The sequence below is a fragment of the Actinocatenispora rupis genome (genome assembly GCF_016861975.1).
Taxonomy (GTDB): Bacteria; Actinomycetota; Actinomycetes; order Mycobacteriales; family Micromonosporaceae; genus Actinocatenispora; species Actinocatenispora rupis.
The window spans coordinates 228,617-240,801 of record NZ_BOMB01000023.1; the positions used below are offsets into that span (position 1 = coordinate 228,617).

Sequence of the window (12,185 nt, forward strand, 5' to 3'; positions counted from 1 at the left end):
CTGCGGGCCCGCCGACCGGCGTGGCTCAGTAGGCTCGGCACGTGACGCAGCGCAGTACCCAGTTGACCCACGTCGACGAGACCGGCGCCGCCCGGATGGTCGACGTCTCGGGCAAGGACGTGTCGGCCCGCACCGCCACCGCCGCGGGCGTACTGAAGACGACGGTGGAGGTGGTGGACCTGATCCGTGCGGACGGCCTGCCGAAGGGCGATGCCCTTGCGGTGGCGCGGATCGCGGGGATCATGGCCGCGAAACGCACACCGGACCTGGTGCCGCTCTGCCACCCGATCGCGATCCACGGCGTCGCCGTCGAGCTGACCCCGCATGAGTCCACAGTGGACATTCACGCCACGGTACGCACGGCGGACCGTACCGGTGTCGAGATGGAGGCGTTGACCGCGGTGATGGCGGCCGGGCTGGCGCTGGTCGACATGGTCAAGGCGGTCGACCCCGCGGCGAGCGTGGACGCGGTGCGCGTGTTACGCAAGGAGGGCGGGAAGACGGGTACGTGGATCCGGCCCGAGGACAGGGGGTAGCGATGTTCACGGCGCGGGTGATCGTGGCGTCCAGCCGGGCGTCCGCCGGGGTGTACGAGGACACCAGCGGGCCGGTCCTGGTCGACGGGCTGCGCGCGATGGGCGCCACGGTGGGCGATCCGGTCGTCGTCGCGGACGGCGAGCCGGTCGAGGACGCGCTCCGCCGGGCCGTCGCCGAGCACGTCGACGTGGTCGTCACCAGCGGCGGCACCGGGGTCTCCGCGACGGACCGTACGCCGGAGATGACGGCCCGGGTGGTGGACTACCAGGTGCCCGGGATCGCCGAGAGCGTACGGAGTTTCGGCGCGGCGAAGGTGCCCACCGCGGTGCTGTCCCGCGGGATCGCCGGGGTCGCCGGTGGCACGCTGGTGGTCAACCTGGCCGGGTCGCGCGGCGCCGCGAAGGACGGCATCGCCGTACTGGCCGGCATTCTGCCGCACACGGTCGACCAGCTGCGCGGCCACGACCACGGTCCCGCGCCGACGGAAACCGTTGCGGTACAAGAGGTTCCGCGCGGTCCGCTGACTCGCCCGGACTGGCACACCGCGCGGGTCGCCGCGCATGCCGCCGGTGCCAACGCGCCCGAGCCGGTCACCCTGCCACTGTCCGATGTGGACGGTTGCACGCTGGCCGAGCCGCTGCGCACGCGGACCGCGCTGCCCGCGTTCGTCACCGCCAGCGTCGACGGGTACGCGGTGCGCGGCCCCGGCCCCTGGCGCCTCGCCGGTCGCGTACTCGCAGGTCAGGTGCCGGTTGCGAGCCAGCCCGGCACCGCGGTCGAGATCGCCACCGGCGCCGTGGTGCCGCCCGGCGCGGAGCAGATCGTCCGCGTCGAGGACGCCACCCGCGGCCCCGACGGTACGGTCGACGGCCGCCCGCGCCGCGACACGCCGGAGTGGCGTACGCCCGGCGAGGAGGCCGCCGAGGGCGAGGAACTGCTGCCCGCCGGCACCCCCGTCACCCCGGGCGTCGTCGGCATCGCCGCCCAGTGCGGCCACGACACCCTTCTCGTACGCCGGCCGCCGCGCGCCACCGTCCTCGTCTTCGGCGACGAGCTGGTCACCTCGGGCGTGCCCGGCCGCGGCCACGTACGCGACTCGCTCGGCCCGCAGCTCCCCGGCTGGTTGCGCCGGATCGGCGCGGTACCAACGGTTCCGGCCCCGCTGGAGCCGGTTGCCGACACCCTCGCCGCGCACGTCGACGCGATCGCCACCGCCGCCGGCACCGCCGAAATCGTCTGTACCACCGGCGGCACGATGCGCGGCCCCGTCGACCACCTGCACGCCGCCCTGTCCGAACTCGGCGCGGAGTACGTGGTGAACACGGTCGCCGTCCGCCCCGGCTTCCCCGTACTCCTGGCCCGGCTGCCCGGCGGCCGCTTCGTCGCCGGCCTGCCCGGCAACCCGCAGTCCGCGGTGATCGGCCTGTTGACCGTGGTGTGGCCGCTGGTCGCCGGGCTGACCGGCCGCCCGCTCCCCCGACTCCACCGGGTACGCACCGGCGCACCGGTCCCCGGCCGCGGCGACGACACCCATCTCGCGCTCGCCCGCATCGAACTCGACGGCCTGGCGTATCCGTTGCCGCACAACGGTTCCGCCATGCTGCGCGGGCTGGCGCGCGCCGACGGTTTCCTCGTCGTACCGCCGGGGTCGGAGGCGCGGGCCGGGGATTCCCTTGAGCTGCTTGCGTTTCCGCTGCATCCGGGAGAGCGGCCGTGACCGGCGTCGTGGTCCGGGCCGAGGTCACCGACCGCCCGCTCGTGGCCGGCGAGTACGAGGCGGCCGTCGCGCACCGGTCCGCCGGCGCCGTCGTCTCCTTCGCCGGTGTGGTACGCGATCACGACGGTGGCCGCACCGTGCGGACCCTCACGTACGAGGGGCATCCGAGCGCCCCCGACGTACTCGCGAAGGTGGCCGCCGACGCCGTCGCCGACGACAAGCACCTGTACGCGGTGGCGCTCGGTCACCGCATCGGCGCGCTCGCCATCGGTGACGCCGCGCTCGTGGTGGCGGTGTCGTGCGCGCACCGGGGCGCCGCGTTCGACGCGTGCCGCCGCCTGGTGGACGAGGTCAAGGCGCGGCTGCCGATCTGGAAACACCAGGTGTTCGCCGACGGTACCGAGGAATGGGTCAACTGCCCGTGATTCATTCCACTGTGCACTGTCCAACTCGGACGGTGGGTGGGATGAACGCGACCGTCGGCGCCGGGTACGCTACCGACTGGTACGGCGCTGTTTCGTTTAGCCTTGCTAGTGCCATAACGATGCGGCATCGCTTTATCGCACGAGTACGTCATTATCAGTCGGAAATCTGACACTCGGCGTTCCGTTCCCTCCAAAGTGTCATTGTGTTACCTCTCGCGCCGTCGGCTGCCCTATGGTGGCGCTGGTCGGCACGACGTACGATGCCGCATGTCGCCCGGGTCTTCCGGGTGTCGACGGAACAATGCACATGGTTCGGTGTTGGAAGAGTGTCCGGGCGACGGTGTACCGGATTCCCGCGGTTCCGGGGGCGGAGCTGCACCGGCACCATCACCCGGTCCGACCGACGATCGGGATGCATGTGGGGGGAGCGCAGATGAGCATCGTGGCGACGCAGGCTGCCGGTGGCGCGGTGGCCAATGCCGTATCGGACGAGACTCCGCTGATCACCAGCGGCCTGATGGACGCGTACCGGAAGTGGTGGCAGTCGGTCCAGAAGGTGCACACCATGCTGGAGGTCGGCATCGCGCCGACCGACGAGGTCACCCAGACCATGGACGGCGAGCGTCGGGCCCGTCAGGACTACGCGGCGATGCTGCGCAGCGCCAACCGTCCGGTCGCCGACTACCTCGACGAGGACAAGGCGTTCCCGCCGCTGTGGCCGACCCCGGAACCCCCGGTCAGCTGACCTTCGACACTCTTCTCGACCGCGGCCCGAACCGGCGTCGCGGTCACTCTGTCGTACCGGCGAGTGCCTGGTACTCGGCGGATTCGAGGAACGGCAGCAGGACCAGGGCGGCGACGTCGGTGAGGTCCAGCTCCGCCACCTTGTCGGCGGCCACGAACTCCAGCGCCTGACCCTCGCCGAGGGTCACGTCCTGCTGGGTGGCCGGCACCGCGGTGGCGAACGCGTACCACTCGATGAGGCGCTCGCCGTGGATGCGGTCGGGACTCGTGCCGTGCCAGAGCTGCCGCATGGGGCCGGTGGCGACCAGGCCGGTCTCCTCGGTCAGTTCCCGGCGCGCCGCCTGGTCGGGTGTCTCACCGGGCTCGATGTGGCCGCCCGGCGGGGACCAGCGGTTCGGGTCGGCGCGGGCGTCGGCGTCGCGGAGCTGCATCAGCAGCGCGCCGCCACGGCCGACGACCACCACCAGCGCGATCCGGTGCCCGATTGTCGCCATGCCCGCGAAGCGTAGTCGAAACACTGCGCCTTGCCGAGAGTCGCGGCCGATGCGGTCAGTGTCCGGTCAGCTTGCGGGTCGCGTCGCGGCGCGCCTCGCCGACCTTCTTCGCCGCGCGTTCGGTGGCGCGGGAGGCGCGCCAGCTCAGCCCGGGCCGGCCCTGCGTGTCGACCGCGGACAGCAGCAGCCCGCCGATCAGGCTCAGGTTCTTCAGGAAGTGGTTGCGCTGGTTGGCGCGCTGCGCCGGATCCTCCACCCGCCAGAACGGATGGCCGACCACCGTCGTCGGTACGAGGGTGGCGGCCAGCGCCAGTGATGCGAGCCGGGGCAGCCGACCCGTCGCGAGCAGTACGCCGCCGGCGAGTTGTACGGCGGCGTTGGCTCGTACGACGGCGACGGGGCCGGTCGGCAGCCACGGCGCGGCGTGCTCGGTGGCGACGGTGAGTCGGTCGCTCACGTCGGTCACCGCCTTCGCGGCGTGCTCCGGGTGCAGCAGCGTGTGCGCGGCGCCCGTGATGAAGACCGACGAGAGCATGGCGTGCGCGAGTGTGCGTACCGGCTTCATAACTGTGTTCATACCCGCATGGGTGCAGGTCGATTCGCACAATGCGGAAGACGAGTGAGGCTCGTCGCACCGATTCGGGACTGACTCTTGTCGTACCGGGCCGCTACCGTAAGTGGACCATGTCGCTGTTTTCGTCCTGGCTTGTCCGCCGTTACCGGGTCGTTGCGGTCTCCTGTGCGGTCGGCGCCTTCGCTTTCGGGTCGCTCGCCGGCCGTACGAAGGGGCCGTGGTTCTGGGTGGTGCTCGCCCTGGCCGCCGTGTTCACCGCCGCCTCGGTCGGCCTGCCCATGTTCGCCGAGCGGACCGCGTCCGGCCGGGCCGCCGACGCGCGCCAGGTGGCGGAGCGGTCCAAGCAACAGATGCGGCTCGTCGTCGGCCGCGTGCTCACGCCGCTGGCGTACCTGCTGGGGGAGATCTCGGACGCGCGGACCCGCACCGGTGAGCTGGACCGGTTGCAGGGGCAGGCGCTGTCGGTCGTGCTGTCCGCGGCGACCGAGCTGGTCGACGCCGACGGGGTGCGGGCCTGCTTCTTCCGCGCGATCGGCGGCCGGCTGCGCCGCCTGGAGCTCGTCGGCTACTACGGGCGCGCCGAGCCCGGCACGATCGAGTTCGTCGCGGGGACGCCGCTCGGCGACGAGGCGTTCCGGCTGATGGACGAGGACCGCGACGGGTTCTACCCGGACCTGCTGGTCGACGCGCCGCCCGGCTGGGTCACCGACGCGCACCGGCACCGTTCGCTGGCCGTCGTACCGGTGGTGACGGAGCGGGAGCAGTTCGGGATCCTGACCATCGACGCGGAGGAGTGCGGCGCGCTCCGCGAGCAGGACGTCGAGCTGGTACGGCTGCTCGGTGAGCTGCTGGCCGCCGGTCTGAACCGATGACCGGTCGTCGGGACCGGCTCACACGATCGGACGGATTTCAAGGACGAGGTCTGACAGATCTCGGACAGTCGTATCCAGAACGGTCCATTAGTGTTCGCTGGAACCCCGTAACGAAACTCCTTGCGATGGCGACCTGTCCGACCTCATGGCAGGCTTGGAGCCGAACCGGTTCTGGATGGGGGTCCCCAGTGTCGAGCCAGATCGGAACGTCACGCGTGTACGACTGGATGGACGACGGACGTCGCGAGTCGACCGACCCGAGCCCTCGGGACAGGGTCGCCAAGCTGGTGCGCGACCCGAAGGGATACTTCGCCGACGCCCGGCGGTGGGCCGGCAGCAAGGCACGTGACGACGTCCAAGAGGAGTTGTCGGAGAGGCAGGCCCGCCGTGCGGCGCGCCGCTCCCCGCTGTTGCGCATCCTGGGTTTCAGCTCGTAGCAACGGTTTCGCGCGCCCGTCGGTACCAGGGTTCCGGCGGGCTCGTGGTGTGTCCGGGATCCGCCCGCCGGGGGTACGGCCGGGGAATGGGCGGTGTCGTCCCGCGGTGGCAGTATGTGGCGCATGAGCGGCGTGCCGGAGGGCGACGGGGTCGGGGCCGAGGACGTGCTGGGCCCAGGGTACGAGGTGCGGACGATCCCGCTGCCGGACGACGACGAGGGCGAGGTCGTCGCCACCCTCGTACGGCGGGGGCCGAGTGGTGAGCGTCCCCCCACCGGCGACGCGGTGCTGTACCTGCACGGCTTCTCCGACTACTTCTTCCAGACCGAGCTGGCCGACTTCCACACCGCGCGCGGCAGCCAGTTCTTCGCGCTCGACCTGCGGAAGTACGGGCGGTCGCTGCTGCCGCACCAGACCCCGGGGTACGTCACGGACATGCGTGACTACTTCGCGGAGCTGGACGAGGCGGTGCGGATCATCCGCGAGGAGTACGGGGCGCGGCGGGTCGTACTGAACGGGCACTCCACGGGCGGGCTGATCGGCGCGATCTGGGCGCACTGGGTGCGGGACCGCGGGCTGGTCGACGCCGTCGTACTCAACAGTCCGTGGCTGGACATGCAGGGCTCGTGGCTGGTGCGTACGCCGGGGACCGAAGCGCTGGATGTGATCGGCAAGCTCAAGCCGAACGCGGTGATCCGGGCGAACGGCACCGGCGTGTACGGCTACAGCCTGCACCGGGACCACCATGGCGAGTGGGACTTCGACCTGACGTGGAAGCCGCTCGGTGGGTTCCCGGTGCGGGCCGGCTGGTTCCGCGCGATCCGGCGGGCGCACCGCTGGATCCACTACGGGCTGGACATCCGCTGCCCGGTACTGGTGATGTGCTCGACCGGCAGCCGCTTCCCGCGCAACTGGCACGAGGACGCGCTGCAGTTCGACACGGTGTTGGAGGCGGACCAGATCGCCCGCTGGTCGCCGAAGCTGGGCCGGCAGGTGACGCTGATCCGGATCGAGCACGGCATGCACGACCTGGTGCTGTCCGCCAAACCGGTCCGCGAACGGGTGTACGCGGAGACCGCGCGCTGGCTCGACGCGTACGTGCCGGTCGAAGCGGCGCCGCGGGTCGGCGGACGAGATACGGTCGGGACGTGACGGTTGAGGCGCGGACGACCGGGCTGCGCGACCGGTTCGGGCGGATGGCGACCGATCTGCGGGTGTCGCTGACCGACCGGTGCAATCTGCGCTGTGCGTACTGCATGCCGGTCGAGGGGTTGCCGTGGCTGCCGAAGGCGGAGCTGCTCACCGACGACGAGGTCGTACGGCTGGTGCGGATCGCGGTGACCGGGCTCGGCGTGACGCAGGTACGGCTCACCGGTGGTGAGCCGCTGCTGCGGCCGGGCCTGGTGGACATCGTGGCGCGGCTGGCGGAGCTGACGCCGCGCCCGCGACTGGCGATCACCACGAACGGCATCGGCCTGGCCCGGCTGGCCGCGCCGCTCGCCGCGGCCGGGCTCGACCGGGTCAACGTCTCTCTCGACACCCTCGACGAGCAGCGGTTCTTCGAGCTGGCGCACCGGCGCCGGCTGCCGGACGTACTGGCCGGGATCGAGGCGGCGGCGGGTACCGGGCTGGCACCAGTCAAGATCAACACCGTACTGCTGCGCGGGCACAACGACGACGAGGCGCCGGCGCTGCTGGACTTCGCGCTGAGCCACGGGTACGAGCTGCGGTTCATCGAGCAGATGCCGCTGGACGCGCAGCACGGCTGGCGCCGGGACACCATGGTCACCGCCGACGAGATCCTCGCCTGGCTGTCGACGCGGCACCGCCTCTCCCCCGACCCGCGGGAACGCGGCAGCGCGCCGGCGCAGACGTGGCTGGTGGACGGCGGGCCGGCGCGCGTCGGGATCATCGCCTCGGTGACCCGGCCGTTCTGCGGGGACTGCGACCGGACCCGGCTGACCGCCGACGGGCAGGTCCGGTCCTGCCTGTTCAGCCAGGACGAGGCCGACCTGCGCGGCGCGATGCGGGCCGGGGCGGACGACGGCGAGCTGGCCGACCGGTGGCGTACCGCGATGTGGGGGAAGGCGCCGGGGCACGCGATCGACGACCCGTCGTTCCTCCAACCGTCGCGGCCGATGTCGGCGATCGGCGGCTGACGCGTGGCCACCGTGCGGTACTTCGCGGGCGCCCGCGCCGCCTCCGGCGTCTCCAGCGAGCAGGTACCGGCGGGGACGCTGGCCGAGCTGCTCGCCGACCTCGCCGACCGGCACGGCGCACCGCTGACCCGGGTGCTGTCCGCGGCGTCGTTCCTGGTCGACGGGGTCGCCGCGCACGACCGTGCGGTACCGCTGGGTGCGGGTGCGACGGTGGACGTGCTGCCACCGTTCGCCGGCGGGTGACGGCGGTCCGGCGACGCACCGCGACTGGCGCCCGCGGAGGCGTCGGGTGATGGCGGTCGGGCGACGTGCCGCGGCCGGCGCCCGCGGAGGCGGTGGGTGACGAGGGCCGGGCGCTGCGGGCGACGGATCGGTGCCGATCGGGCGATGGGTGGCGGATCGGCGGAAAAATGGCGCGACGCGTGCAGCGTCTCCCCCTGCCGGGCGTGACAAGGGGTGAGGCCGGCGGCCAGAGGACCCGGCCCGAGTCCTGAGAGGGGAGCGCGTGCGCGATCCGCGCGACTTCGACTCCTTCTACCTGGGCACCGCTCCGCGCGTCACCAGCCAGGTGTACGCCATGGTGGGCAACCGCGCGGACGCCGAGGACATCGTGCAGGAGGCGTACGCGCGGGCCTGGCAGTACTGGGACAAGGTGTCCGGGTACGACAGCCCGGAGGCATGGGTACGGACGATCGCGTTCCGGATCGCGGTCAGTACGTGGCGCAAGGCGATCAACCGGTTCACGGCGCACCGGCGGCACGGGGCGCCGGAGAGCCTGCCCGGCGCCGACCCGAACTACGTGGCGATCGTCGCGGCGCTGCGGCTGATCACGCCCGAGCAGCGGCGCGCGGTGGTGCTGTTCCACCTGGTCGGGTTGTCGGTGGCGGAGATCGCCGCCGAGACCGGCGTCGCCGTCGGTACGGTCCGGGCCCGCCTCACCCGGGGCAGACAGGCCCTCGCCCCGCACCTGTCCGAGTACGCGGCGGAACTGTCCGCGCCCGAGCCGGAGGTGGCCCACCATGGCTGACCGCTTCGAGCAGGCCCTTCGCGCCGGATCCGCACGATTCGCGATGAACACCGACATCGAACGACCACACGACGTACGGGCCCGTGGCGAGCGGCGCCGGCGACGCAGGATCGCGGTCGTCGCGTCCGCCGTCGTACTCGCGGTCGCCGGGCTCGGCGGCACCGCGTACGCGACGGGCTGGGGACCGTCGTCGGCGCCGCCGGCCGGGACGACACGGTCCCCCGCGCCGTCGCACAGTCCCTCGCCCAGCCGGAGCGCGGCGCCGTCGCACCGCGCCGACGGCGGCATGAGCGAGCAGCCCGAGTCGCCGGACCCGACCGGGAGCGCGTCGTCGACCCGGCAGTGCAGCCTCGGGGACCTGCGTGACCCCACGGTGGTGGACGGCGGCGTCGGCGGGGGCCACAGCCTCAACGTCGTACGACTGGGCTACACCGGCGCGCAGCCGTGCACGCTCACCGGGTACCCGACGCTGACCTACCTCTGCGGCGGCAACGAGCAGACCGGCGAGAAGCACTGCGTACTGCCGGCACGGCGGGGCACCTGGTTCGACGGCGGCCCGAAGAAGGAGTACGGCGGGACCGTCCAACCCGGCGGCGCCGTGTACTTCGACCTCGCCACGGTGTCCGAACCGACCGCCGGAGAGAAGCAGACGTACTCCGCCGTCCGCGTCGTGATCGACCGGGACACCCAGCCGCTGATCGATGGCGGACCGTTCGAGAGCACTGGCGGCGTCTCGGTGAGCCAGTGGTACGTGCAGGCGGGATGACGCGGGGCTGACCGGCCGGCAGGCATGCCGGTCGGCTAGGTTCCACGGATGGTTCTCGTGGTCGTCGGCGTCGTCGCCGTGGCACTGGTCGCCACCGTGCACTGGTACCTGTGGAGGCGGCTGGTCGCCGACGTGTCCCGGCCCGGCGGGTGGTACCGGCGGGTCGGCACGGTGCTCGCCGTCGTCCTCGGCCTGCTGGTGCCGGCGACGCTCATCGGTACGCGGGTGCTGTCGCCGGCCGGGGCGGGCCGCGTCCTCGCCTGGCCCGGGTACCTGTGGATCGCGCTGCTGCTGTACCTGACGATCGCGGTCGCCGTACTGGAGGTCCCGCGTGCCCTCGTCCGCCGCTGGCTGTGCCGCCCCGCCCCGGCGACCGGGAACGGCGGGACAGAGCCGAATCCGGCCGCGCACACCGGGCCGGCCGCCGAGACCGGGCCGGGCCGCGAAGCAGGTGCGACCGCGGACCCGGCGACCGCCCCGGACACCGGCGCGGCCGGGACGGCGGCGGCCACGAACGCGGAGGCGCCCGCGGACCGGCCGACCGGTACGCCGATCGATCCGGCGCGGCGGCTGTTCCTGGCGCGCTCGCTGGCGTTGGTGGCGGGTGCCGCCGCGGCCGGCACCGTGGGGTACGGGCTGGCGACGGAGCTGCGCGGGCCGGTGGTGAAGCGGGTGACCGTACCGCTGGCACGGTTGAGTCCGGAGATGGACGGGTTCCGGGTGGCGGTCGTGTCGGACATGCACCTGGGGCCGATCCTGCAGCGTGGCTTCACCGAGCGGGTGGTCGCCGAGATCAACCGGCAGAGCCCGGATCTCATCACGATCGTCGGCGACCTGGTGGACGGCAGCGTCGCCGACCTGGGGCCGGCCGTACAGCCGCTGCGGCACCTGAGCGCGCCGCACGGGGCGTACTTCGTGACCGGGAACCACGAGTACTTCTCGGGGGTGACGCAGTGGGTGGACGAGGTGCGGTCGCTGGGCGTGCACCCGCTGCGCAACGAGCACCAGGACATCCTCGGCGGGCAGAGTTCGGCGCTGACCCTGGCCGGGGTGAACGACGCGACCGGCGCGTCCGTGTCGGCCCGCGAGGCGCCGAACTACGACGCCGCGCTGCGCGGCCGCGACCCGGCCAACCCGGTGCTTCTCCTTGCGCACCAACCGATCCAGGTACACGAGGCGGCGAAGCGCGGGGTGGATCTCCAGCTGTCGGGGCACACCCACGGCGGGCAGATGTGGCCGGTGCAGTACGCGGCGAGGGCACAGCAGGGCTACCTGTCCGGCCTTGCCCGCGTCGACCGCACCTGGCTGTACGTGACCAACGGCGCGGGTGCCTGGGGCCCACCGGTACGGGTCGGCGCGACGCCCGACATCACCGTCGTGACGTTGCGCGCGACCACGTCGGCCTGACCGTTCAGTCGAGGCGGGCGAGGAGGTCGTCGGCGGACAGCCCGCCGGGCGGCATGGCGTGCGCGGCCATCCGGTTGGCGTGCCGGCGGACCAGTTCGTTGACTGGGGTGGGGATGCCGGCCAGCCGGCCGAGCAGCACGATCTCGCCGTTCAGGTAGTCGGCCTCGATGGAGCCGGTGCCGCGCTGGAGGCTCTGCCACGACGAGGATCCCGGCCGCTGCGCGCCGAACCGGGTGATCCGCATGATGCTGCCCCGCCGCTCGGTGTCCTCGGCCAGCGGCGTCACGTCGATGCCGGAGGCGGCGAGTACGGCCTCGCCCTCGGCGCGCAGCCGGTCGACCAGCTCGTCCTGCGCGGCGTCCTCCCGGGTGATCGCGTCCACCGCGTTCGCCAGGTTCATGACCAGCTTCCGGTACTTCCAGCGCATGATGTCCGGCCGCGCCTCGGACACGAACGTCGCCGCCGAGAACGCCTTCGCGAGGTCGGCCGCGCCCGCGTCCGCGCCGCTCGGGTACCGGCCGATGTCGAGGATGCCGGTCGTGGGCTCGGAGTACGCCTGGACGACGCCGGGCGACAGGTGCCCCGCCGGCATCATCACGCACACCGCGTACACGGCGGCGAAGTGGCGCAGCGCGGTCCGCTCGTTCGCCACCCCGTTCTGTACGCAGAGGATCGGGGTGTCGGGCGGTGCGGTGGCGGCGAGCCGGCCGACCACCTCGGCGGTGGCGTTGCTCTTGACGGTCAGCAGCACCACGTCGCCCGGGCGCCAGTCGATCTCCTCCGGGCCGGCGACGGCCGGGATCGGCAGTACGGCGGTGTGTTCGGGGTCCTCCACGGTGAGCCCGGTGTCCCGGATCCGGTCCAGATGGGTACCGCGGGCGATCAGTACCACGTCGTGGCCGGCCTGGTGCAGCCGGCCACCCAGCACCCCGCCGATCGCGCCGGCGCCGTACACGATGAAGCGCATGACACGCAGGCTGCCAGGCCGATCACCCCGCCCCACCCGCGGGGTGCCGTACGCCCGCG

At 72.7% G+C, this 12,185-nt stretch carries 15 protein-coding genes and 1 pseudogene; 13 read left to right on the plus strand and 3 right to left on the minus strand.

Annotation, left to right across the window (positions count from 1 at the left end):
- Positions 1–41: 41 nt before the first annotated feature.
- From moaC to Aru02nite_RS20840, 5 genes and pseudogenes are all read left to right on the plus strand, one after another.
- Positions 42–536 (plus strand): cyclic pyranopterin monophosphate synthase MoaC, encoded by a 495-nt coding sequence (moaC, locus tag Aru02nite_RS20820; RefSeq protein WP_203660170.1) that lies wholly within the window; start codon positions 42–44, stop codon positions 534–536.
- Between the two features lie 2 nt (positions 537–538).
- Positions 539–1,006: pseudogene (locus Aru02nite_RS20825) on the plus strand (MogA/MoaB family molybdenum cofactor biosynthesis protein); the annotation flags it as partial.
- A 51-nt stretch (positions 1,007–1,057) separates the two neighbouring features.
- A complete protein-coding gene (locus Aru02nite_RS20830; protein ID WP_203660388.1) occupies positions 1,058–2,254 on the plus strand; it encodes a molybdopterin molybdotransferase MoeA in 1,197 nt (398 codons plus the stop codon).
- On the plus strand, positions 2,251–2,679 hold the full coding sequence (locus Aru02nite_RS20835; RefSeq protein ID WP_239076831.1) for a molybdenum cofactor biosynthesis protein MoaE: 429 nt from the start codon (positions 2,251–2,253) through the stop codon (positions 2,677–2,679). The genes Aru02nite_RS20830 and Aru02nite_RS20835 overlap by 4 nt, the downstream gene beginning before the upstream one ends.
- Before the next feature lie 433 nt (positions 2,680–3,112).
- The gene (locus Aru02nite_RS20840; RefSeq protein WP_203660172.1) at positions 3,113–3,424 is read left to right on the plus strand and encodes a hypothetical protein; all 312 of its coding nucleotides are present in this window, start codon (positions 3,113–3,115) and stop codon (positions 3,422–3,424) included.
- 43 nt (positions 3,425–3,467) lie between these two features.
- Here Aru02nite_RS20840 and Aru02nite_RS20845 read toward each other — a convergent pair whose 3' ends face one another.
- Both Aru02nite_RS20845 and Aru02nite_RS20850 read right to left on the minus strand, forming a co-directional pair.
- Positions 3,468–3,917 carry an NUDIX domain-containing protein gene (locus tag Aru02nite_RS20845; protein ID WP_203660174.1) on the minus strand — a complete coding sequence of 150 codons (450 nt, stop codon included), beginning with the start codon at positions 3,915–3,917 and terminating at the stop codon, positions 3,468–3,470.
- Positions 3,918–3,972: 55 nt separating this feature from the next.
- Positions 3,973–4,482 (minus strand): DoxX family membrane protein, encoded by a 510-nt coding sequence (locus Aru02nite_RS20850; protein ID WP_203660176.1) that lies wholly within the window; start codon positions 4,480–4,482, stop codon positions 3,973–3,975.
- Between the two features lie 119 nt (positions 4,483–4,601).
- Between Aru02nite_RS20850 and Aru02nite_RS20855 the strand changes: the two genes are divergently transcribed.
- The 8 genes from Aru02nite_RS20855 to Aru02nite_RS20890 all read left to right on the plus strand — a co-directional run bounded on the left by Aru02nite_RS20855 (position 4,602) and on the right by Aru02nite_RS20890 (position 11,159).
- A complete protein-coding gene (locus Aru02nite_RS20855; protein WP_203660178.1) occupies positions 4,602–5,363 on the plus strand; it encodes a GAF domain-containing protein in 762 nt (253 codons plus the stop codon).
- Positions 5,364–5,590: 227 nt separating this feature from the next.
- Positions 5,591–5,800: a hypothetical protein gene (locus tag Aru02nite_RS20860; protein ID WP_203660180.1), complete on the plus strand. Its 210-nt coding sequence runs from the start codon at positions 5,591–5,593 to the stop codon at positions 5,798–5,800.
- A gap of 123 nt (positions 5,801–5,923) precedes the next feature.
- Positions 5,924–6,952 carry an alpha/beta hydrolase gene (locus Aru02nite_RS20865; protein WP_203660182.1) on the plus strand — a complete coding sequence of 343 codons (1,029 nt, stop codon included), beginning with the start codon at positions 5,924–5,926 and terminating at the stop codon, positions 6,950–6,952.
- Positions 6,949–7,959, plus strand: a complete 1,011-nt coding sequence (moaA, locus tag Aru02nite_RS20870; RefSeq protein ID WP_203660184.1) for a GTP 3',8-cyclase MoaA — start codon at positions 6,949–6,951, stop codon at positions 7,957–7,959. Before Aru02nite_RS20865 ends, moaA begins: the two co-directional genes overlap by 4 nt.
- 3 nt (positions 7,960–7,962) lie before the next feature.
- Positions 7,963–8,202 (plus strand): MoaD/ThiS family protein, encoded by a 240-nt coding sequence (locus tag Aru02nite_RS20875; protein WP_203660186.1) that lies wholly within the window; start codon positions 7,963–7,965, stop codon positions 8,200–8,202.
- 262 nt (positions 8,203–8,464) lie between these two features.
- Entirely contained in the window at positions 8,465–8,986 is a 522-nt protein-coding gene (locus Aru02nite_RS20880) for an RNA polymerase sigma factor (protein WP_203660188.1), read from the plus strand.
- Positions 8,987–9,029: 43 nt separating this feature from the next.
- The gene (locus Aru02nite_RS20885; protein WP_203660190.1) at positions 9,030–9,752 is read left to right on the plus strand and encodes a DUF4232 domain-containing protein; all 723 of its coding nucleotides are present in this window, start codon (positions 9,030–9,032) and stop codon (positions 9,750–9,752) included.
- Between the two features lie 48 nt (positions 9,753–9,800).
- A complete protein-coding gene (locus Aru02nite_RS20890) occupies positions 9,801–11,159 on the plus strand; it encodes a metallophosphoesterase (RefSeq protein ID WP_203660192.1) in 1,359 nt (452 codons plus the stop codon).
- Positions 11,160–11,163: 4 nt separating this feature from the next.
- Here the strand turns inward: Aru02nite_RS20890 and Aru02nite_RS20895 are convergent, their stop codons facing one another.
- Positions 11,164–12,126, minus strand: coding sequence for a ketopantoate reductase family protein (locus tag Aru02nite_RS20895; protein WP_203660193.1), 963 nt, complete (start codon positions 12,124–12,126; stop codon positions 11,164–11,166).
- Positions 12,127–12,185 lie beyond the last annotated feature (59 nt).